A 21,781-nucleotide genomic window follows, 5' to 3' on the forward strand; every position below is an offset into this window, starting at 1 on the left:
TTCAGTTTGCTTGTCTGTTGCTCTTGCCGCCGCCCTTGGGGTCGGTGACGAAACCCAGCTTGGTCAGCCCCGCACCCTGCGCGGCTGACATCACTTCGGCGATCATTTCATAACGGGTCGACTTGTCGGCCCGCAGTTGCAGCTCGGGCTGCGGTTTCTTGGCCGCAGCAGCCGCCAGACGCGCATCCATGTCCGCTTCGCTGACCGGCTGGTCGTTCCAGTACAGCTTGCCGGCGGCATCGATGCCCAGCGTGATGGTCTCCGGTTTTTCCGGGGCCGGGTTGGACTGCGCGGTGGGCAGGTCCAGCTTCAGGGCGTGGGTGAACATGGGCGCGGTGATGATGAAGATCACCAGCAGGACCAGCATCACGTCCACCATCGGGGTGACGTTGATGTCGGCCATCGGGGCCGAGTTCTGGTTGTCGTTGAATCCGCCGAAACTCATGTGGGACTCCTCTCGGATCGGGTGTCGAAAAAATTATTTGCGCATGCCGCCGACGCGCTCGCCGGTGGTCAGGTAGGCATGCAGGTCATGTGCGAAGCCATCCAGTTCGGCCAGCACCACGCGGTTGATGCGGGTGAAGGCGTTGTAGGCCAGCACGGCCGGGATCGCTACCAGCAGGCCCAGCGCGGTCATGATCAGCGCCTCGCCCACGGGACCGGCGACCTTGTCGATCTGCACTGTGCCGCTGGCCGAGACCGCCACCAGCGCGTGGTAGATGCCCCAGACGGTACCGAACAGGCCCACGAAGGGCGCGGTCGAGCCGACCGAGGCCAGCAGCGTCAGGCCGCGTTCCAGCCGCGCCGAGACGCGGTTGATCTCACGGCGCAGGGTGCGGGTGATCAGTTCGCCCGGATCGGTCGCGGCGTTGAGCGAGGGCGTGCCCTGTTGGCGCGTGCCGATGTCGGCCGCTTCGGCGGCACGCTCGGCCATGGGGGTGTAGATCTGTTCGCTGTCCAGGCGCTGCATGGCGGCAGTGGCGTCGGCCAGGGTCGGGGCCTGCCAGAATTGTTCGAGGGCATTGCTGCCACGGCGGATGCGCCAGGCGGCCCAGGCCTTGGAGAGGATGTAGAACCAGCTGGCGATCGACATCAGCAACAGCAGATAGGCCACCGAGTGCGAAACGGCATCGCCTTGGGCCCAGTAGTGGGCAAATCCAACGTTCTGTTCCATGGTAGGTGCTTTCGGGAAAGACGCCGCGCGCGCGCGGCAGGGAGTCAATGACGGTTGGCTGGGGGTGAGTCGCTTGGAGCGGCGGACCCCAAAAAAATTCGCTGCCGGACCTGGTGGGGCGCGGCAGCGTCGGGCATTTCCTGTGATTGCGGGCTCGGCTTACTTGAAGCCCAGCACATCCTGCATGTCATACAGGCCGGTGTCCTTGTCGGCCAGGAAGCGTGCGGCGCGCAGGCTGCCCATGGCGTACGACACGCGGCTGGAGGACTTGTGCGAAATCTCGATGCGCTCGCCGATGCCGGCAAACAGGACCGTGTGGTCACCGATGATGTCGCCGCCGCGCACGGTGGCAAAACCGATGGAGGACGGATCGCGCTCACCGGTAACGCCTTCGCGGGCGTAGACGGCGACGTCGTCGAGCTTCTTGCCCAGCGCATCGGCGATGACTTCGCCCATCTTCAGCGCAGTGCCCGAGGGGGCGTCGACCTTGTGGCGGTGGTGGGCTTCGATGATCTCGATGTCGTAGCCGTGCGAGAAATTCTTGGCGGCCAGTTCCAGCAGCTTCAACGTGACGTTGACGCCCACGCTCATGTTGGGCGCGGCCATGACGGCGGTGCGCTTGGCGAATTCGGCGATGGCGGCTTTGCCTTCGGCCTCGAAACCGGTGGTGCCGATGACGACCTTCACGCCGTGGGCGGCGCAGTATTCCAGGTGCTTGAGCGTGCCTTCCGGACGGGTGAAATCGATCAGCACGTCAGCACCGGCCAGGCCGCGTGCCAGCTCGGATTCGATGATCACGCCGGTGGTCTTGCCCAGGAACAGGCCGGCATCGGTGCCGATGGCAGGCGAGGCAGGCGTATCCAGGGCGCCGGAGAGGTGCAGGCCCTCGGCGTTGAGGATGGCTTCGATCAGCATGCGGCCCATGCGCCCGGAGGCGCCGGTCACCGCGATATTCAGTGCAGTCATGTAAAACTCGGAAGAAAGAAGTGCGAAGGACGGGGCTTGCCTGGCTTACTTGTTGGTGGCCGAAGAAGGCGCCACCGGCGAGGCGGGCTTGATCTCGCTGTCGTCCTTGGGTTTGTCGCTGAAGCCGGCCTTGGAACCGACCTTGGCGTCAGTGATCAGGGTCAGGTATTCGCTTTCGGTGGGCAGGTTCTGGCCGCCTTCGACGTGATCCAGCAGGTCATCCTTGAAGAACACCGAGACGCGGCTGGTCATGATCTCGCCGTTGCCCTTGGCCAGACGGAAATCGTAGTCCCAGCGGTTGCTGTGGAACATGTCGGTCAGCAGTGGCGTGCCCAGCACGAAGCGCACCTGGTCGCGGGTCAGGCCGGGGCGCAGTTGCGCCACCATTTCCTTGGAGACGAAGTTGCCTTGCTGGATGTCGATGCGGTAGGGCTTGAAGAAGCCGAACAGGCTGTTGCTCTTGCCGGTCACCTTCACGCCCGAGGTATCGGTGGGTGCTGCCTGTTCCGGTGCCTTGGTCGAGGAGCAGCCGGCCAGCGAGACGGCCAGTGCAGCCAGGACGCCGATGGCGGTGGTGTGATGACGGGACTTCATTCGGGAAAGCATGCGCATAAAGATTTCAACCGGGTTGAGCCATGAGCCTAAAGCGCTATATGATAAGCTAGAACTCACTTCTTAAATAGGCATGAGTGCGTTCCGGGTGTAAAAGGGCGTTCCCCACCGCCCCGCCGGAACGGTCCGCCAGGTCTTCCCAGTGGACCGCCGCGCCTGTTCGAGACCAGTAAAACCCGGGAACCCACTCTACCATGCCGAACAATCCATCCGAACTGAAGGCCAGCGGCCTGAAGGCGACCCTGCCGCGCCTGAAGATCCTCGAAATCTTCCAGAACACCTCCGTGCGCCACCTCAGCGCCGAAGACGTCTACAAACAATTGCTGTCCGACAATCTCGACGTCGGCCTGGCCACCGTCTACCGCGTGCTGACCCAGTTCGAACAGGCCGGCCTGCTCCAGCGCAATCACTTCGAGACCGGCAAGGCCGTCTTCGAACTCAACGAAGGCTCGCACCACGACCACCTGGTCTGCCTGGATTGCGGCAAGGTCGAGGAATTCTTCGACGCCGAAATCGAGAAGCGCCAGCTCAAGATTGCCCAGGAGCACGGTTTCGAGATCGCCGACCATGCCCTGGCCCTCTACGGTCATTGCAAAAACTGCAAGAAAGTGAAGAAGTAAGTTTGCTTTCGCTTGCCTGGCTTGATTCCGGCAAGGCTGCATGAAGGAAAATGTAAAAAAGCCATGTGAGGTCTCACATGGCTTTTTTGCGTCCTGGCGCGATGGTTGTGCTGGCAGCGATCAGTGCTGGCTCAAGGCGCTGGAAAGCAGCTTGGCCGTGATGTCGACGATGGGAATGACGCGTTCGTAGGCCATGCGGGTCGGTCCGATCACGCCCAGAGTGCCGACGATGCGGCCGTTGACCTCGTAGGGGGCGGTGACGATGCTCATGTCGTCCATCGGCACCAGCTGGGATTCTCCGCCGATGAAGATCTGTACGCCCGTGGCCTTGCTGGACACATCCAGCAGCTGCAAGAGCCCGGTCTTCTGCTCGAACATGTCGAACAGGCGGCGCAGTGAATTCATGTTGGAGGAGAGGTCGGTCACCGACAGCAGGTTGCGTTCGCCGGAGATGACCACGTTGTTGTCGGCCTCTTCGTTCATGGCGTCGCTGCCGGCTTCGACGGCGGCCTGCATGAGCGCGGTCATGTCGTCGCGCAGCTGGCGCAGTTCGCCCTGCAGGTGGATGCGCACCTGGTCGAAGGACTGGCCGGCGTAATGCTGGTTGATGTAGTTGGCGGCCTGGGTCAGCTGGCTCGGGGTGTAGTCGACGTCGGTCAGGAGCATGCGGTTCTGCACGTCGCCGCCCTGGTCGACGATGACCAGCAGGATGCGCTTTTCCGACAGCCGCAGGAACTCGATCTGCTGGAACATCGATTCGCGCTTGGGCGTCATCACCACCCCGGCGAACTGCGACAGCGAAGACAGCACCTGGGCCGCATTGGTGATGATCTTCTGGGGCGAACCGCTGTGCTGCAGGCGTGCCTGCAGGCGGCCTTCGAGGGCGCTTTCGTCGATGGCCTCGACGGTGAGCAGCGTGTCGACGAACATGCGATAGCCGCGCGGCGTGGGCACGCGGCCGGCCGAGGTGTGCGGGCTGGCGACGAAGCCCATCTCTTCGAGATCGGCCATGATGTTGCGGATGGTCGCTGGCGACAGTTCCAGGCCCGACAGTTTCGACAGGGCGCGCGAGCCCACTGGCTGGCCGTCGGCGATGTACCGTTCGACCAGGGCCTTCAGGAGTGTGCGGGCGCGGTTATCGAGTTGCATGGGGCATATTCTAGCGGCATATCCGGTAAATGTGACGGCCGCATCAGTTCTTCCAGAAATTGAACAAAGGGTCAGGCTTGCGCCTGCAGCCAGTCGTGCAGCTCATGCAGGTCGCGGCAGATGGCGTCGGGCGTGATGCCTTCGGGCAGGGTGCGGTCGAAACGGTTCATCCATACTGCCCGCAAACCGGCCCGCTGCGCACCTTGCACGTCCAGCAGCGGATCGTCGCCCACATAGACGGTGGCAGCCGGGGCGACCTGCAGTGCCTCGCAGGCGGCGTGGAAGATGGCCGGATCCGGTTTGGCGCGGCCGAAGCGATGGGCGGCAATCGAGACCCCGAAGTGCCCGGCCAGGCCGATGCGCTCCAGATCGGCAAAGCCGTTGGAGACCGAACCCAGAGTGAGTTTGCCCTTCATGCGCAGCAGCGCCGGTTCGACGTCATCGAACAGCGCCACCGTGCTGCGCGCTTCGGAGAACAGGGCCATGGCCGGGTCGACCAGCGCCAGGTCCACGTCATGCTCGCGGAAGACCTCGGAGAGCGCCGTGTGGCGCAGCTTCCAGAGGTCGATGCGATACATCGGGTCGGTCTTCATCAGGGCCATGCGGCGTTCGCGCAGGCTGGCAATGGTATGGGTGGCCACCACGGCGGGTGCATGCTCGCGCAGCCAGTCGTAGAGCAGGTCTTCGGCACGTACCAGCACCGGTTCGATGGCCCACAGGGTATCGTCGAGATCGAACAGGACCGCCTCGATGGGGGAGGGAGCGGGCGAGGAGGGCAGGGAGGAAGCGCTTGGTTTCATTACAATGTCATCTCAAATTATGGTCTAATCCGCAGCATGTGGCCCATCAAATTACCCGTTCAGGCAGCCGTACCCAAAACCGTCGCCATCGTCGGCAAGTTCCAGGCCGTCGGCATCGCGCAGATCTTGTCGGACATCGCGGTGTTCCTGGAGTCGCATGGCCACACCGTGGTCTTCGAGTCCGAGACCGCCGAGAACATCGCCCTGCAAGGCTATGACAGCATGACGCCCGAGCAGATCGGGCATCACGCCGACGTGGCCATCGTGGTCGGCGGCGACGGCACCATGCTCGGCATCGCGCGCCAGCTGGCACCCTACAACGTGCCGCTGATCGGCATCAACCAGGGCCGCCTGGGCTTCATCACCGATATCGCCCAGGACCGCATGATACCGGCTCTGGCCGACATGCTGGAAGGCAAGGTCGAAGCCGAGTCGCGTTCGCTGCTGGAAGCGCGGGTCTACCGCGAGGGCAGCGAGATTTTCCGGGCGCTGGCCCTGAACGATGTGGTGGTGGCGCGCGGCTCCACCTCCGGCATGGTCGAGCTGCGGGTGGAGGTCGATGGCCGCTTCATGTACAACCAGCGTTCCGATGGTCTCATCGTGGCCACGCCCACCGGTTCCACCGCCTATGCTCTGTCGGCCGGTGGCCCCATTCTGCATCCCAGCCTGCACGGGATCGTGATGGTGCCGATTTCTCCGCATTCGCTGTCCAACCGGCCCATCACGCTGTCGGATTCCTGCGAGATCGTGATCCAGGTGGTGGCCGGGCGCGAGGTCAGCGCCAACTTCGACATGCAATCCTTGACCAGCGTGCTGCATGGCGACCGCATCGTGATCCGCCGTTCGGCGCACAAGATCACTTTCCTGCATCCCGAGGGCTGGAGTTATTTCGATACCCTGCGCGAGAAGCTGCACTGGAATGAATACCCCTCCATAGAAGGCCGATTACAATAAGCGCGCATCAAGCCCGGCCTTCGCGTGCCGGCCCGCTTGAGCCTACTGGCCTGTCCGTCCAACCCGCTGCGAGACCACCATGCTGCGTACCTTAACGATTCGCGACTTCGTGATTGTCAATGCCATCGAGCTCGAATTCGCGCGCGGATTCTCCGTCTTCACCGGCGAAACCGGCGCCGGCAAATCCATCCTCATCGATGCCCTGGCACTGGCCATGGGCGGACGGGGCGATCCCAGCGTGGTGCGCGAGGGCGCGGCCAAGGCGGATGTGAGCGCCGATTTCACCGCCACGCCGGAAGTGATGGCCTGGCTGGACGAACACGAATTCAGCGGCGAGCACGACGGCGTGCTGCTGCGCCGGGTGATCGACAATGCCGGCCGCAGCAAGGCCTACATCAACGGCAGCGCCGCCACCGCCGCGCAATTGCGCGAAGTCGGCGAGATGCTGGTGGACATCCACGGCCAGCACGCGCACCAGTCGCTGATGAAGGCCGATGCCCAGCGCCAGTTGCTGGACAGCCAGGCCGGTCTGCTGGAACCTGCGCGCGAGGTGGCTGCCGCCTACAAGACCTGGCGCGCCCTGGCCCGCCAGCGTGAGCAGTTCGAGCAGGATGCGCGCAATGTGCTGCTGGAGCGCGAGCGCCTGGAGTGGCAGGTGGCCGAGCTGCACAAGCTGGCCGTCAAGCCCGGCGAATGGGCTGACATCAGCACCGAGCACAGCCGCCTGTCGCATGCTGCTGCGCTCATTGGTGGCGCGCAGGAGGCGCTGGGCGTGATCTCGGAATCGGAGTCGCCGATCCTCTCGCAACTCTCCTCGATCACGCAGAAGCTGAGCAAGCTGGTCGATGTCGATACTGCCTTGAAGCCGGTGCTCGACGCGCTGGAACCGGCGCAGATCCAGCTGCAGGAAGCGGTCTATGCCTTGAATGATTATCTCGGCCGCGTTGAACTCGATCCCGCGCGCCTGCAGGAAGTGGAAGAGCGCCTGGAAGCCATCCATTCGACCGCCCGCAAATTCCATGTGCAGCCCGATGAGCTGCCCGAGGAGCATCGCAAGCTCTCCGAAGAATTGAAGCAACTGGCCGATGCCAGCGACCTCGATGCTCTGCGCGCGCAGGAAGACAAGCTCAAGCAAGCCTATCTGGCGCAGGCGCAGAACCTCTCCAAGGCGCGCGCCAAGGCAGCGGCCGCATTGGGCGAGGCGGTCACGGCCGCCATGCAGGATCTGTCGATGGCCGGTGGCCGTTTCGAGATCGCGCTCAATGAAGTGGAGCCGGCGGCATACGGCCTGGAACAGGTGGAATTCCTGGTGGCCGGCCACGCCGGCGTGGCACCGCGCGCCTTGGCCAAGGTGGCCTCGGGCGGTGAACTGGCGCGCATCTCGCTGGCCATCTCGGTGATCGCCTCGGCCGCCACCACGGTACCGACCCTGATCTTCGATGAAGTCGACAGCGGCATCGGCGGTGCCGTGGCCGAAGTGGTCGGACGGCTCTTGAAGCGTCTCGGCCAGGAACGGCAAGTGCTGTGCGTGACGCACTTGCCGCAGGTGGCCAGCCAGGCCAACCAGCACTACCAGGTCAAGAAGCGCAGCGAGGGCGGCAAGACCCTCTCCGACATCGACGGGCTGGACCCCAAGGCGCGCGTGGAAGAAATCGCCCGCATGCTGGGCGGACTGGAAATCACGGCCACCACGCGCAAGCACGCGCGCGAGCTGCTGGCTTCCTGATCGCCCTCACACCAAGAACATCAAGAAACCCAAGCTCAACGACCATGCCCTTCCGCAAAGAACCTCCCTACACCCACGGCAGCCCGGCCTCCACCGCCGTGGTGCTGGTCAATCTCGGCACGCCCGATGCGCCCAATGCAGGCGCGCTGCGACGCTACCTCAAGCAATTCCTGTCGGACCCGCGTGTAGTGGAAATCCCGCGTGCGGTGTGGTGGTTCATTCTCAACGGCATCATCCTGCCCTTCCGCTCCTCCAAGTCGGCCGAGAAATACGCCAGCATCTGGACCGAGGAAGGCTCGCCGCTGCGCGTGCATACACAGCGCCAGGCCGCTGCGCTGGCGGTGCAACTGGCCGGGCGCGGCCATCATCAGTTGCAGGTGGTGTATGCCATGCGCTATGGCACGCCTTCGCTGCCCGAAGTGCTGGACCAGCTGAAGCAACAGGGCTGCACGCGCATCCTGGTGCTGCCGGCCTATCCGCAGTATTCGGGCACGACCACTGCTTCCATCTTCGATGCCGTCTTCGACCATTACCGCCTGGTGCGCAACATTCCCGAGCTGCGCCTGATCCGCAACTATCACGACCAGGATGCCTACATCCAGGCGCTGCGCCAGTCGGTGCTGGATCACTGGGACCTGCACGGCCGGCCAGACAAGCTGCTGATGAGCTTCCACGGCGTGCCCAAGCGCACGCTGATGCTGGGCGATCCTTACCATTGCGAGTGCTACAAGACCGCACGCCTGCTGGCGCAATCGCTGGGGCTGACCGATGAGCAGTACCAAGTCACCTTCCAGTCGCGCTTCGGCAAGGCCGAGTGGCTGCAGCCTTACACCGCGCCCACCGCCCAGGAACTGGGCCGGCAGGGCGTGCGCCGCATCGACGTGATGTGTCCCGGTTTCACCAGCGACTGCCTGGAAACCCTGGAAGAAATCGCCATGGAAGTGAAGGAAGACTTCCTGCACGCAGGCGGCAAGGAGTTTCACTTCATCCCCTGCCTGAATGAATCACCGGCCTGGATCAACGGCATGGTGGAGATCGTCGAGCAGCACCTGGCCGGCTGGCCGACCATGAGCAATGCCGCCGCCCGCGAAGAGATGGCGCGCCAGCAGGCGATCGCCGCAGAGCGGGCAAAGGCACTCGGCGCGGATCGCTGATTTTTCAGGAAGCTTCATATCGGCCGCCGACCTCGGGCGGCCAACCGACGTCAGCCTGCTAAAATGGCGGGCTGAACGCCTTTACTGTCACCGATGTTGTCTGTCCGGCAACGATCTTGCCTGGTGCAGGGCGACCAGATTGTTCATACAAGAAAAAAACCGGGGGTAGCGGCGCTCAGAGCGTGTATTCGCTCACCAGATGCGTATAGCTGATCCAGGCGGTAGCCAGCAGGCTGTACAGGGCAACGAAGATAATGGCCGCAATCAGTGGCAGTTTCATGATGACACCTTGTTGGCGCGACAAGCGATGAGGGGAAGTGGGAATGCCGTCAAACGAGCCTGCCCCAAAGGGCGGGAACTCGAATTCAGTTTAGGTCGAGGTCGAATTAACTTGAAGTCAGACCCCGTAATTTCTGTAAGCGCGCGTAACATTTTTCTTCTTGAAATCGCATAAACAGGCAAAAAGTCGCCGGAAAGTGCCAAAAAGCCCTTGAAAAAGCAGGGACATGCCCTACTTGAGCCGCATCCCTTGGCGGACGGCGCTTCACATCAGGCTGCCGCACGCACGTAAATCATTGATTTGTTGGAGGTAATTCAGGAATGCAAGACATGGAAAAACAGGAAAACCCATCCGTCCAGCAAGACAACCAGGCTGCTGACGCCGCTGCTGCTACCGCCGCCGAGCAGGCTGCTCCGGCTGCCGCTGCCGAGCCCACGCTGGAAGACAAGCTGGCCGCAGCCGAAGCCCGTGCTGCCGAGATGCAGGACGCCTTCCTGCGTGCCCGTGCCGAAGGCGAGAACATCCGCCGCCGTGCTCAGGAAGACATCGCCAAGGCCCACAAGTTCGCCATCGAGGGCTTCGCCGAGTCGCTGCTGGCGGTCAAGGACAGTCTGGAAATGGCCCTGAAGATCGAAAACGCCTCGCTGGAATCGCTCAAGGAAGGCGTGGACATGACCTTGAAGCAACTCTCCTCGGCCTTCGAGAAGAACAAGCTGCAGGAAGTCTGCCCGCAGGCCGGCGAGAAGCTCGACCCCATGAAGCATCAGGCCGTCTCGGCCGTGCCGGCCGAGCAGGAAGCCAACACGGTGGTTGCCGTGCTGCAAAAAGGCTATATGATTTCCGACCGTCTGCTGCGTCCGGCGCTGGTGACGGTGGCCCAGGGAAAGTAAGCGGACCGGCGCCGGAAGGGGAAAGAGGCAAACGGCATCATTTTTGCTTCATCCGGTGGTTTCGGCGCTTGAAAGTCAGTCTTTCCTCCACATATTCAAACCATTCAAAACACCTGTAGCCCGACATCCAGGGCTGAAAGAACGAAGGAAAAATCATGGGAAAAATCATTGGTATTGACCTGGGCACCACCAACTCTTGCGTTTCCGTCATGGAAGGCAACCAGCCCAAGGTGATCGAGAACTCCGAAGGCGCGCGTACCACGCCTTCCATCATTGCGTATCAGGAAGACGGCGAAATCCTGGTCGGCGCACCCGCCAAGCGCCAGGCCGTCACCAACCCGAAGAACACCATCTACGCCGCCAAGCGCCTGATCGGCCGCAAGTTCACCGAAAAGGAAGTGCAGAAGGACATCAACCTGATGCCCTACCAGATCGTGGCCGCCGACAACGGCGACGCCTGGATCGGCGTGCGCGACAAGAAGCTGGCCCCGCCGCAGATTTCCGCTGAAGTCCTGCGCAAGATGAAGAAGACCGCCGAAGACTACCTGGGCGAAGAAGTCACCGAAGCCGTCATCACGGTTCCGGCCTACTTCAACGACGCCCAGCGCCAGGCCACCAAGGACGCCGGCCGCATCGCCGGCCTGGACGTCAAGCGCATCATCAACGAGCCGACCGCAGCGGCACTGGCGTTCGGCCTGGACAAGGCTGAAAAGGGTGACCGCAAGATCGCCGTGTATGACCTGGGCGGCGGTACCTTCGACGTGTCCATCATCGAAATCGCTGACGTCGATGGCGAAAAGCAGTTCGAAGTGCTGTCCACCAACGGTGACACCTTCCTGGGCGGCGAAGACTTCGACCAGCGCCTGATCGACTACATCATCGAGGAATTCAAGAAGATCAACGGCCTGGACCTGTCCAAGGACGCCATCGCCCTGCAGCGCATCAAGGCTTCGGCCGAACGCGCCAAGATCGAGCTGTCGTCCTCGCAACAGACCGAGATCAACGAGCCCTACATCGCCATGGCCAATGGCGCGCCGGTCCACCTGAACCTGAAGATCACCCGCGCCAAGCTGGAGTCTCTGGTCGAGGAACTGATCGCCAAGACCATCGAACCCTGCCGTACCGCCATCAAGGACGCCGGTGTGAAGGTGTCTGACATCGACGACGTGATCCTGGTCGGCGGCATGACCCGCATGCCCAAGGTCATCGAGAAGGTGAAGGAATTCTTCGGCAAGGATCCGCGCCGTGACGTGAACCCCGACGAAGCCGTGGCCGTCGGTGCCGCGATCCAGGGTTCGGTCCTCTCGGGCGACCGCAAGGACGTGCTGCTGCTGGACGTGACCCCGCTGTCGCTGGGTATCGAAACCATGGGCGGCGTCATGACCAAGATGATCAAGAAGAACACCACCATCCCGACCAAGTTCAGCCAGGTGTTCTCCACTGCCGACGACAACCAGCCGGCCGTGACCATCAAGGTCTACCAGGGCGAGCGTGAAATGGCCGTGGGCAACAAGGCCCTGGGCGAATTCAACCTGGAAGGCATCCCGCCGGCACCGCGCGGCACCCCGCAGATCGAAGTGACCTTCGACATCGACGCCAACGGCATCCTGCACGTGGGCGCCAAGGACAAGGCCACCGGCAAGGAAAACAAGATCACCATCAAGGCCAACTCCGGCCTGAATGAAGAAGAGATCGAAAAGATGGTGCGCGACGCCGAAGCCAACGCCGAGGAAGACAAGCGCCTGAAGGAACTGGCCGAGACCCGCAACCAGGGTGATGCGCTGGTGCACTCGACCAAGAAGGCCCTGGGCGAATACGGCGACAAGCTGGAAGCCGGCGAGAAGGAAGTCATCGAAGCCGCCATCAAGAACCTGGAAGAAGCCCTGAAGGGTGACGACAAGGCCACCATCGATGCCAAGACCGAAGCCCTGTCGACCGCGGCGCAGAAGCTGGGCGAGAAGATGTACGCCGACCAGCAGGCGCAAGCCGCTGCCGCCGGTGGTGCTGCGGGCGCCGCAGGTGCTCAGGCCGGTGCCGCCGGTGCAGCCCCGAAGGACGACAACGTGGTCGACGCCGACTTCAAGGAAGTGAAGTAATCCGGGACTGACGCCTCGTTTCATCGGAGGTCAGCGCTCGCGCCCGGGTGCGGTTTTTCCGCAGCCCGGGCGGATTTTTGAGAAGCATCCACCCGGCCGGGTTGTTTTTTCGGCCAGGCCGGTACGCCGAGTCCGCAGTCAAAAGCTGAACTCGGCTTTTTCACATTGTTGGTTTCCGGTCGTGCTTGCGCGGCCGCAGATGCAGGCCATCGCAGCAGCGACGGAACACAATAACAAGGTGGGTTATACAACATGGCAAAACGCGATTTTTACGAAGTGCTCGGACTGGCGAAGAACGCCAGCGACGACGAAATCAAGAAGGCTTATCGCAAGCTGGCGATGAAGTACCATCCTGACCGCAACCCGGACAGCAAGGGCGCGGAAGACAAGTTCAAGGAGGTCAAGGAAGCCTACGAGATGCTGTCGGACCCGCAGAAGCGCGAGGCCTACGACCGCTACGGCCATGCCGGCGTCGACCCCAACATGGGTGGCGGCGGCGGTGCCGGCGCGGGTGGCTTTGCCGATGCCTTCGGCGACATCTTCGGCGATATCTTTGGCGGCGGCGGTGGCCGCGGCCGCAGCTCCGGCCCGCAGGTCTATCGCGGCGCCGACCTGCGCTACAACCTGGAAATCACGCTGGAACAGGCTGCGCACGGCTTCGACACCACCATCCGTGTGCCGTCCTGGGACCAGTGCGATACCTGCCACGGCAGCGGCGCCAAGCCCGGCACCTCGCCGGTCACTTGCACCACCTGCGGCGGTCATGGCCAGGTGCGCATGCAACAGGGCTTCTTCAGCATCCAGCAGACCTGCCCCAAGTGCCACGGCAGCGGCAAGATCATTCCGGAACCCTGCACCACCTGCGCCGGTGCCGGACGCATCAAGCGCAACAAGACGCTGGAAGTGAAGATCCCCGAAGGCATTGACGACGGCATGCGCATCCGTTCCTCCGGCAACGGTGAGCCGGGCGTCAATGGCGGTCCCCCGGGCGACCTGTATGTGGAAATTCACATCAAGCCGCACGACGTGTTCCAGCGCGATGGTGACGACCTGCATTGCGAGATGCCGATCTCCTTCGCCAAGGCGGCACTGGGTGGCGAGATCGAAGCTCCCACGCTCAACGGCAAGGCGTCCTTCTCCATTCCCGAAGGCACCCAGAGCGGCAAGACCTTCCGCCTGCGCGGCAAGGGCATCAAGGGTGTGCGTTCCGGTTACGCGGGTGATCTGTTCTGCCACGTCGTGGTGGAGACCCCGGTCAAGCTGACCGATCGCCAGAAGGAACTGCTGCGCGAGTTCGAGCAGCTCACCACCGAAGGCGGCGCCAAGCACAGCCCGCAGACCAAGACCTGGAAGGACAAGGTCAAAGAATTCTTCGAGTAATCAGCAGCATCTGCATCATCGGCAGCAAAGCAAAAGGCCAGCGATCTCGCTGGCCTTTTTCTTGTCCACAGCCTGAATCAGGGCCTCAGAAGCAATGCTCCTGTGCCGGGAAGCTGCCATCCTTCACGGCCGCCACATAGTGGCGCACCGCCTCCTCGATGCCGCTGGCCCCGTCCATGAAGTTGCGCACGAAGCGGCTCTTGTGGCCCGGGAACACGCCCAGCATGTCATGCATCACCAGCACCTGGCCCGAGCAATCGGGGCCGGCGCCAATGCCGATGGTGGGGATGGCCAGGCGGTCGGTCACTTCCTTGCCCAGCGTGGCCGGCACCGCTTCGATGACCACCAGCGAAGCGCCCGCCTGCTGTACCGCCAGCGCATCCGCATGCAGCTGCGTGGCGCCATCGCTGGTCTTGCCCTGCACCTTGAAGCCACCCAGCTGGTGCACTGACTGCGGCGTCAGGCCAATGTGCGCGCACACCGGGATGCCGCGCTCGGTGAGGAACTTGATGGTATCGGCCAGCCACACGCCGCCTTCCAGCTTGACCATCTGCGCGCCCGCCTGCATCAGCAGCGCGGCGTTGCGGAAGGCTTCCTCGCGGGTCGGGTAGGTGCCGAAGGGCAGGTCGGCGATGATCAGCATGGTGCGGGTGCCGCGCGCGACGGCCGCCGTGTGATAGGCCACATCTTGGATCGTCACCGGCAGGGTCGAATCATGGCCCTGGCAGACCATGCCCAGGGAGTCGCCGATCAGCACCGTTTCCAGCCCGGCGCGCTCCATGAGCGTGGCGAAGCTGGCGTCATAACAGGTCAGCATGCTGATCTTGTCGCCCTTGGCGCGCATCGCCTGCAGGGTGTGGGTGGTCACCGGCTTGGCGCGTGCCGCGCCCGATTCCTGAAGATAGCCTGCCATGAAAGATTCAACCTCCGTGATTGAGAAAGGCGCGCGGCCCGTGCATCTCCTGGATGTGCTGCAGCAGGATGGCCAGATCGGCATCGCTGTGGGCCGGATCCAGATGCTCGGTGTTGACGGTCAGTACCGGCGCGTCTTGGTAATGATAGAAAAATTGACTGTAGCACTCCGACAGCCGTTGCAGGTAATCCAGGGAGATGGCTTCCTCCATGGCGATCCCCCGCGTTGTGATGCGCGTTTGCAAAACATCGGCCGGTGCCTGCAGGTGGATCACCAGGTCCGGCACCCGCGCCTTGGGCTGCAACTGGCGATACAAGGCGTCATAAAGCGCCAGTTCATCGCCGGCAAGGGTCAGCTGGGCGAACAGGATGTTCTTTTCCAGCATGAAGTCGGCAATGAAGCGTCCCTCCAGCTGCGCCGGATCCAGCGGTGCCTGCAACTGCCCCATGCGCTGCAGGAGGAAAAAAACCTGGGTCTGGAAGGCATGCCGTGCAGCATCCCGGTAAAACTCGGCCAGGAAGGGATTGCCTTCCGGCTGCTCCAGCACGGCCTGTGCGCCCCAGAGCGCCGACAGGCGCGTGGCCAGCGAAGTCTTGCCAGCCCCGATCGGGCCGTCGATTGCGATGTAGCGATAGCTTTCCAGTTCCATGGTGTCTTTCCCCCGGCACGCCGGGTGCGGCATTGTAGTTGATTTCATTGCGGCCGGCCTGAATGGCCGACCTGGCTTTTTGTTGATTCTTGGCAACTTTTCGATGATTGTCCGTTGGTGCAGACAACTCAACCGGAATTCGGCCTTTATTCCACGCAAGGCGAGACCCGGGCAGCCAGCACAATAGGCTGAGGGTCAGTGCGCGCAGGATAGACCCGTTGCAAGCTGCATTAGTGCCGGGCGGCAGTGGGTGCAGGGGGGCTGAATCGCCTTTGTCGCCGCCAACTTCGCCTGCGCACCGGGCGGTTTTGCCAAAGAAGCGCCCGTAGTTGCCGTAAACACCGTCAAGGGCGGGCTGTGTGCATCGCGATCATGGCCGTGCGCTTTGCCCCGAGCTGACAACAACCAACAGGAAAACGTGGCTGTGAAATCGCTTCGCAATATCTTGCCGATGCTGTGCCTGGTGAATCTGCTGCTGTTCATGATGCTGGCCCAGCACTGGTGGCTGGGGGCACTGGTCGGCCTGCTGATCGGCGGGGCCTTCTACCTGACTTGCCTGCCCGCCCCGGCGGTGCCCGCCATGGCCGCGCCGCAGCCATCCTTGCCACCTGCGGCAGCGCTTGCTGGCGGGCTGCAGAGAGAGCCGGTGATGGCAGCCGAGCCGGCTGGCGCAGTTGCGAGCACCGCGCCACTGGCCGAACTGGTCCGAGAAGTGCTGCCGGTGTGGCAGGGCAATGTGCAACTGGCGCGGGCCCAGACGCAATCGGCCATCGACGGCTTGACGGCCCGCTTCGTCGGCATCCACGAGCGCCTGGGCGGCGCACTGGACCCCGCCCGACATAGCGCCAACGGCGAGATCCTGCAGACCGTGCAGCACGCTGCTGAACAATTGGGTGCGATTGCCTCGGCGCTGGAAGGCATGCTGGCCTCGCGCCAGGTGCTGGTGACCAAGTTCGACAGCCTGATGGCGGCCAATGACGAGATTCGCCGCCTGGCCCAGCAGAACGAGCAACTGGCCGGCCAGACCGGCGTGACCGATCTGCTCAGCGACGAGCAGAGCTGGCAGGAACTGGCCGAGCGCTCGGCCGAGAACAGCCGCCAGATCGCTGCCCGCGCCAAGAGCGCGCGCCAGCAGATCATGGCGGCCATCGGTGCCACCGGGGATGCGGCTGATACCGAAGGCATCGCCGAAAACTCGCGCGCCGTGATCGACCAGATCATCGCCGACTTCCGCCACTCCGCCATGAAGCTCACCACGACCATGGAAACGCTGGAAGACGAAGGCCGCGAAGTCGACCGCGAAGTGTGCGACATCCTGGTCCACCTGCAATTCCAGGACCGCATCAGCCAGATCCTGGATCACGTGCAGCAGGACATCCTGCGCCTGCGCAACGCGGCCGCCGAGGCGCGGGCGCTGCCCTCGCCGCAGCAGTGGCTGACTGATCTTGAAAAGACCTATACCACCCAGGAACAACGCCAGATGCATGCCGGCCAGCAGGGCCATCCCGCGCCACCGTCGCAGGTGGATTTTTTCTGAGATCACGAGGCACCGAGATGGAAAAATGCATATTGATCGTCGACGATTCCTTCAGCCTGCGGCAGACCATCACGGCAGCCCTGAAGAGCGCCGGCTATCAGGTCGAAGAAGCGGCTGACGGCCTGGAAGCGCTGAAGAAACTGGATGGCCGCAAGTTCAATCTGGTCATTTCCGACCTCAACATGCCCAATCTGGATGGGCTGTCCTTCGTGCGCGAGATGAAGCAGATGCCTGCCTACAAATTCACCCCCGTCATCATGCTGACTACCGAAAGCAGCGAAGCGCGCAAGCAGGAAGGCAAGGCCGCCGGCATCCGCGCCTGGGTGCACAAGCCCTTCCTGCCGCCGGTGCTGCTCGATGCCGTAGCCAAGCTGGTACAGCCGTGAGCCATACCACGGACCCTTGAAGAGAATGCCGAGAACCCGACGATGCCGCTGACGTATTCCGTGCAAGAAGACAGGCTGCTGCTCACCGTGAGCGGCGGACTGACCATTTTCCAGGCGGCCGAGCGCAAGCCGGAGCTGCTGCACGCCCTGACGCTGCCGCAGACGCAGGTGGTGCTCGACCTGTCCGGCGTGGATGAGCTGGATACGGCCGGTATCCAGCTGCTGCTGCTGTTGCGGCGCGAGCTGGCCGCCGGTGGACGGCAGCTGGAGATCGGTGTCTACAGTCCGGCCGTGCTGGCCACGCTGGACCTGCTGCAATTGCATGAGCGCTTCAGCCCTGCCGTGGAGGCCGCATGAAAAAGGACTCCGCCCGCGATGCCGTCGTCCAGGAAGCCCGCGAACTGCTCGTGGCCATGGAAGCGGCCTTGCTGCAGATCGAGATGGAAGGACCGAGCCGAGACAGCATCAACGCCATCTTCCGCGCCGCCCATACCATCAAGGGTTCGGCCGGCCTCTTCGCCTTCGACAGCATCGTGCAGTTCACGCACCAGGTGGAGCATGTGCTGGATCTGGTTCGTGAAGAACGCCTGCCCCTGAACGCGCCCATGATGTCGTTGCTGCTGCAGTGTGGCGATTACGTCAGTGACCTGGTCGATGCCATCGAGCGCAACCAGGAAGCCGAGGAACCCAATGCCGAACGCCGAGCCACGCTGCTGGCTGCACTGGCCGAGGTCGCGCAGTCGGCCAGCGCACCGGGCGAGGCGGCCAGCGAGCCGGCACGGCTGCTGCAGCGGCTCACCGGCACTGCCTCCGCGGACGCGGCCCACGGCGGCGATGCCCACCGGGACGCGGCCCTGCAGGCGACGGCCGATTATCCCTACTGGCACCTGTCGCTGCAGTTCAATGAGAATGTCCTGCGTGATGGACTCGATCCCCTGTCTTTCCTGCACTACCTGCGTTCGCTGGGCCGCATCGTCGCCATCCTGCCGGTGGAGGCAGACATTCCCGAAGCGGCGGCCATGGATGCCGAGAGCTGCTACCTGGGCGTGGAAATCTGCCTGGCCTCCGACTCCACCCGGCAGACGCTGGAAGACGTGTTCGAATTCGTACGCGATGACAGCCGCATCGATATCCTGCCGCCGCAGAGTCCCCTGGCGGCGTATGCGACGGTGCTGCAGCGGCTCGCCCCCGACGATGCGGCGCGCCTGGCCGCCCAATGGCGCAGCCTGGACTTGTTCACCGAAGCCCAATGGCGCTGCCTGGGCGCAGCCACGCTCGCTGACGCCGCCGCCCCCGCAGTGCCGGCGGCCGCGCCCGGCGCCGGTGCTCGGCCGCGCCCGCTGGACGAGCGGCGTGCGCAGGAACAGAAGTTCATCAAGATCGAGGTCTCCAAGCTGGACCAACTGATCGACCTGGTGGGCGAGCTGGTCATCGCCGGTGCCAGTGCGCGCCTGATTGCCCGACGCCGCAAGGACAGCCAGTTCGAGGAGGCCACCCAGGCCATCGACAGCCTGATGGAACAGATCCGCGATGCCGCGCTCACGTTGCGGATGGTGCAGATCAATGAGGTGTTCCAGCGCTTCCCGCGCATCGTGCGCGACATCGCCCGCGATCTCGACAAGGATATCGATCTCACCATGACCGGCTCCGAGACCGAGCTGGACAAATCCATGGTGGAGCGCCTGGCCGATCCGTTGATGCACATCGTGCGCAATGCCATCGACCACGGCATCGAGCCTGCCGCCGAGCGCATTGCCGCCGGCAAGCCGGCCAAGGCCTCGCTGCGGCTCAATGCCATGCATGAATCCGGCAGCGTGCTGGTGGAGGTGATGGACGATGGCCGGGGCATGGATCGCACACGCATTCTGGAAAAGGCGATCGCACAAGGACTGACGACGCCGGAGGCCGAACTCAGCGATGCCGAGATCTACCGCTTCGTCTTCGAGCCCGGCTTTTCCACCGCCGAGCAGATCACCGAACTTTCCGGACGCGGTGTCGGCATGGATGTGGTCAAGCGCAACATCGATGCCCTGCAGGGCGAGGTGGCCATCGATACCGAACCCGGGCGTGGCACCGTGGTCCGCATCCGCCTGCCGCTGACACTGGCCATCATCTCGGGCTTCCAGGTGGTGGTCGGCAATGCGGTGTTCGTGATTCCGCTGGACATGGTGGTGGAGTGCATCGACATGCCGCCGCGCCAGAACGGCAGCCATATCGTCGCGGTCCGTGGCGAGCCCTTGCCGTTTGTCCCGCTGCGTGAGCTGTTCGACCTGCCTGCGCGGGAACAGGCCCGTGCGCGCAAGAGTCTGGTGATCGTCCAGTACGGGCAATTGCGCGCCGGGCTGCTGGTCGATGGTCTGCTGGGCGAGTGCCAGGCGGTGATCAAACCGCTGGGGCGGCTGTTCGGCAAGGTCAAGGGATTGTCGGGATCGACCATTCTGGGTGATGGCCGGGTCGCGCTGATCCTGGATATTCCGCACCTGGTGCAGCACACCCAGCAACAGGAACAAGGCAATACGGCGGCCTACGCCGAACGCAGTGTGGCGTCGGCGCCATGACGGGCCCGATCAAGGGACCCGCACCACGAGGGGAAGCGAGCATGCAAGAATCGATGACCAACAGGATGAGCATCAAGCAGATCTTCATCTGGCTGGGTGTAGTCCTGTCCATCCTGGTGGCGGTGGTGATCAGCCTTACCGATACGCTGCGCCAGGCCAATAGTGCGCTGGAGCAAGCGCATCAGTCCCGTTACGACTCCGCCGCGCTGGCCAATGAACTGCGCCGCACCACCGAGGACATGACCAAGTTCGCGCGCGCCTACGTGACCACGGGCGACCCCAATGACGAGGATCGCTATTACATGATCCTGGACATCCGCAATGGCAAGCGCGCGCGGCCTTCCAACTACGACCGTTTCAACTGGGATCTGGTCAGTGCCCGCAAACTGCCGGTGGAGGCGGGTGCCCAGACGGTGCCGCTGAGCGAGCTGATGAAGCAAGCCGGTTTCACCGAACAGGAGTTGGCCAAGATGCAGGAAGCCCTGAAGCTGGGCGACCAGCTCTCGCGCATCGAGATCACCGCCTTCCATGCGGTCAAGGGCGAGTTCGATGATGGCGAGGGCAAGTTCACCGTGGTCGGTGCGCCCAACCAGGCCATGGCGCAGGAGCTGGTCTTCGACCAGACCTACCGTGCGCTGTTCGGCCGCGTGATGGCCCCGATCAATGACTTCCTGCGCCAGGTCGACGAACGCACGCAAGCCCGTGTGCTCAGGGCCGGCCGCGAGTATGCCGAACTGGAACAGAAGATCTTCTGGCTGCTGACCGCCTCGGTGGTAGTGCTGTTCGCCTGCCTCGGGTTTGCCTATCGCACCATCCGTTCGCAGATCGGCGGCGAGCCGCGCGATGCCATGAGCGTCCTGCGCCGCGTGGCCGAGGGCGATCTGACAGTCACCGTGCCACTGCGCAAGAACGACAAGGTCAGCGTGCTCTACAGCACTCAGCAGATGGTCAACAAGTGGACCGACGTCATCGGTGATGTCAGCGGTACAGCCAGTGCGCTGGCCTCGGCCTCGGAAGAGATTTCCTCGTCTTCGCAGGCGCTCTCGCACAATGCTTCGCAACAGGCTGCCAATGTGGAGGAAACCAGCGCCTCGGTGGAAGAGATTACCGCCACCATCGCCCAGAACGCCGACAACGCCCGCACCACCGATGGCATCGCCAGCCTCTCGGCCAGTGCGGCGACCGAAGGCGGCGAAGCCGTGCGCGAGACCGTGGCTGCGATGAAGCAGATCGCCAGCAAGATCGGCATCATTGATGACATCGCCTACCAGACCAATCTGCTGGCGCTCAACGCTGCCATTGAAGCGGCCCGCGCCGGCGAGCACGGCAAGGGCTTTGCGGTGGTCGCGGCCGAAGTGCGCAAGCTGGCCGAACGCTCGCAGACCGCCGCCCAGGAAATCATCGCGGTGGCCGAGAACAGTGTCGGTCTGGCCGAAAAGGCCGGCGGCCTGCTCAACCAGATGGTGCCCTCGATCCGCAAGACCGCCGACCTGGTGCAGGAAATCGCCGCCGCCTCGGCGGAACAGTCGACCGGTCTGGAACAGATCAACAATGCCGTGCACCAGATGGCGCAGACCACGCAGATGACGGCCTCGGCTTCCGAAGAATTGTCCGCGACCTCGGAAGAAATGAGCGCACAGGCCATCCATCTGCAGGACCTGATGCGCTTCTTCCGCGTGGATGAATTGCAGAAGCCCGGCGTGCGCGGTGCGGCCGGTGGCGTACCGGAATCCGGCGGGCGGCGCGGCAGACGCGCTCAGTCCGCTGCGCAGGGCGGGCACGAGAGCACGCGCCGCCTGTCGATGCTGGATGTGGATGAGGATGCGCCGGGCGTGGATGAATCTTCGTTCAAGCGTTTCTGAGGAGCGTGCCATGGCGTTGAACTTGTCCCGTATCAATCCGCCGCGCGCACAGCGCGGCAGCAAGGAGAGCAGGCC

At 63.4% G+C, this 21,781-nt stretch carries 20 protein-coding genes; 12 read left to right on the forward strand and 8 right to left on the reverse strand.

What is annotated here, in order from left to right; translation table 11 throughout:
* Position 1: 1 nt before the first annotated feature.
* From ACWFUC_RS08285 to ACWFUC_RS08300, 4 genes are all read right to left on the reverse strand, one after another.
* Positions 2 to 445, reverse strand: coding sequence for an ExbD/TolR family protein (locus tag ACWFUC_RS08285; RefSeq protein ID WP_134135514.1), 444 nt, complete (start codon positions 443 to 445; stop codon positions 2 to 4).
* Between the two features lie 33 nt (positions 446 to 478).
* Complete coding sequence (locus ACWFUC_RS08290) at positions 479 to 1,174, reverse strand: MotA/TolQ/ExbB proton channel family protein (protein WP_034341031.1); 696 nt, start codon at positions 1,172 to 1,174, stop codon at positions 479 to 481.
* A gap of 159 nt (positions 1,175 to 1,333) precedes the next feature.
* Positions 1,334 to 2,140 carry a 4-hydroxy-tetrahydrodipicolinate reductase gene (gene dapB, locus ACWFUC_RS08295; RefSeq protein WP_039786793.1) on the reverse strand — a complete coding sequence of 269 codons (807 nt, stop codon included), beginning with the start codon at positions 2,138 to 2,140 and terminating at the stop codon, positions 1,334 to 1,336.
* 45 nt (positions 2,141 to 2,185) lie between these two features.
* On the reverse strand, positions 2,186 to 2,734 hold the full coding sequence (locus ACWFUC_RS08300; RefSeq protein ID WP_039786794.1) for an outer membrane protein assembly factor BamE: 549 nt from the start codon (positions 2,732 to 2,734) through the stop codon (positions 2,186 to 2,188).
* 212 nt (positions 2,735 to 2,946) lie between these two features.
* Here ACWFUC_RS08300 and fur point away from each other — a divergent pair, with 212 nt between their 5' ends.
* Complete coding sequence (gene fur / locus ACWFUC_RS08305; protein ID WP_034341048.1) at positions 2,947 to 3,372, forward strand: ferric iron uptake transcriptional regulator; 426 nt, start codon at positions 2,947 to 2,949, stop codon at positions 3,370 to 3,372.
* A 120-nt stretch (positions 3,373 to 3,492) separates the two neighbouring features.
* On the opposite strand, the gene hrcA is transcribed toward fur, so the two are convergent.
* A complete protein-coding gene (gene hrcA, locus ACWFUC_RS08310) occupies positions 3,493 to 4,521 on the reverse strand; it encodes a heat-inducible transcriptional repressor HrcA (protein ID WP_034341051.1) in 1,029 nt (342 codons plus the stop codon).
* Between the two features lie 71 nt (positions 4,522 to 4,592).
* Positions 4,593 to 5,321 carry an HAD family hydrolase gene (locus tag ACWFUC_RS08315; protein WP_489624629.1) on the reverse strand — a complete coding sequence of 243 codons (729 nt, stop codon included), beginning with the start codon at positions 5,319 to 5,321 and terminating at the stop codon, positions 4,593 to 4,595.
* Positions 5,322 to 5,357: 36 nt separating this feature from the next.
* On the opposite strand from ACWFUC_RS08315, the gene ACWFUC_RS08320 reads away from it, so the two are divergent.
* From ACWFUC_RS08320 to dnaJ, 6 genes are all read left to right on the forward strand, one after another.
* Positions 5,358 to 6,275 (forward strand): NAD kinase, encoded by a 918-nt coding sequence (locus tag ACWFUC_RS08320; RefSeq protein ID WP_039785185.1) that lies wholly within the window; start codon positions 5,358 to 5,360, stop codon positions 6,273 to 6,275.
* 79 nt (positions 6,276 to 6,354) lie between these two features.
* Entirely contained in the window at positions 6,355 to 8,001 is a 1,647-nt protein-coding gene (gene recN / locus ACWFUC_RS08325) for a DNA repair protein RecN (RefSeq protein ID WP_489624630.1), read from the forward strand.
* Between the two features lie 44 nt (positions 8,002 to 8,045).
* The gene (hemH, locus tag ACWFUC_RS08330; RefSeq protein WP_489624631.1) at positions 8,046 to 9,155 is read left to right on the forward strand and encodes a ferrochelatase; all 1,110 of its coding nucleotides are present in this window, start codon (positions 8,046 to 8,048) and stop codon (positions 9,153 to 9,155) included.
* Positions 9,156 to 9,755: 600 nt separating this feature from the next.
* Positions 9,756 to 10,325 (forward strand): nucleotide exchange factor GrpE, encoded by a 570-nt coding sequence (gene grpE, locus ACWFUC_RS08335; RefSeq protein ID WP_489624632.1) that lies wholly within the window; start codon positions 9,756 to 9,758, stop codon positions 10,323 to 10,325.
* A 155-nt stretch (positions 10,326 to 10,480) separates the two neighbouring features.
* Positions 10,481 to 12,421 carry a molecular chaperone DnaK gene (dnaK, locus tag ACWFUC_RS08340; RefSeq protein WP_121042962.1) on the forward strand — a complete coding sequence of 647 codons (1,941 nt, stop codon included), beginning with the start codon at positions 10,481 to 10,483 and terminating at the stop codon, positions 12,419 to 12,421.
* A 252-nt stretch (positions 12,422 to 12,673) separates the two neighbouring features.
* The gene (gene dnaJ, locus ACWFUC_RS08345; RefSeq protein ID WP_121042964.1) at positions 12,674 to 13,801 is read left to right on the forward strand and encodes a molecular chaperone DnaJ; all 1,128 of its coding nucleotides are present in this window, start codon (positions 12,674 to 12,676) and stop codon (positions 13,799 to 13,801) included.
* A gap of 85 nt (positions 13,802 to 13,886) precedes the next feature.
* On the opposite strand, the gene panB is transcribed toward dnaJ, so the two are convergent.
* Complete coding sequence (panB, locus tag ACWFUC_RS08350) at positions 13,887 to 14,714, reverse strand: 3-methyl-2-oxobutanoate hydroxymethyltransferase (RefSeq protein ID WP_134135504.1); 828 nt, start codon at positions 14,712 to 14,714, stop codon at positions 13,887 to 13,889.
* A 7-nt stretch (positions 14,715 to 14,721) separates the two neighbouring features.
* A complete protein-coding gene (locus tag ACWFUC_RS08355) occupies positions 14,722 to 15,363 on the reverse strand; it encodes a deoxynucleoside kinase (protein ID WP_489624633.1) in 642 nt (213 codons plus the stop codon).
* A gap of 424 nt (positions 15,364 to 15,787) precedes the next feature.
* On the opposite strand from ACWFUC_RS08355, the gene ACWFUC_RS08360 reads away from it, so the two are divergent.
* The 5 genes from ACWFUC_RS08360 to ACWFUC_RS08380 are packed head-to-tail and all read left to right on the forward strand — an operon-like array spanning position 15,788 to position 21,706.
* Positions 15,788 to 16,900: a chemotaxis protein gene (locus ACWFUC_RS08360; protein WP_134135500.1), complete on the forward strand. Its 1,113-nt coding sequence runs from the start codon at positions 15,788 to 15,790 to the stop codon at positions 16,898 to 16,900.
* Between the two features lie 17 nt (positions 16,901 to 16,917).
* On the forward strand, positions 16,918 to 17,286 hold the full coding sequence (locus ACWFUC_RS08365) for a response regulator (RefSeq protein ID WP_039785198.1): 369 nt from the start codon (positions 16,918 to 16,920) through the stop codon (positions 17,284 to 17,286).
* Between the two features lie 42 nt (positions 17,287 to 17,328).
* Entirely contained in the window at positions 17,329 to 17,643 is a 315-nt protein-coding gene (locus ACWFUC_RS08370) for an STAS domain-containing protein (RefSeq protein ID WP_039785201.1), read from the forward strand.
* Positions 17,640 to 19,844 carry a chemotaxis protein CheA gene (locus ACWFUC_RS08375; protein WP_489624634.1) on the forward strand — a complete coding sequence of 735 codons (2,205 nt, stop codon included), beginning with the start codon at positions 17,640 to 17,642 and terminating at the stop codon, positions 19,842 to 19,844. Before ACWFUC_RS08370 ends, ACWFUC_RS08375 begins: the two co-directional genes overlap by 4 nt.
* Before the next feature lie 41 nt (positions 19,845 to 19,885).
* Positions 19,886 to 21,706, forward strand: coding sequence for a methyl-accepting chemotaxis protein (locus tag ACWFUC_RS08380; RefSeq protein ID WP_489624635.1), 1,821 nt, complete (start codon positions 19,886 to 19,888; stop codon positions 21,704 to 21,706).
* The last annotated feature ends 75 nt before the right edge of the window (positions 21,707 to 21,781 follow it).

The organism is Herbaspirillum sp. Her4 (assembly GCF_057961335.1).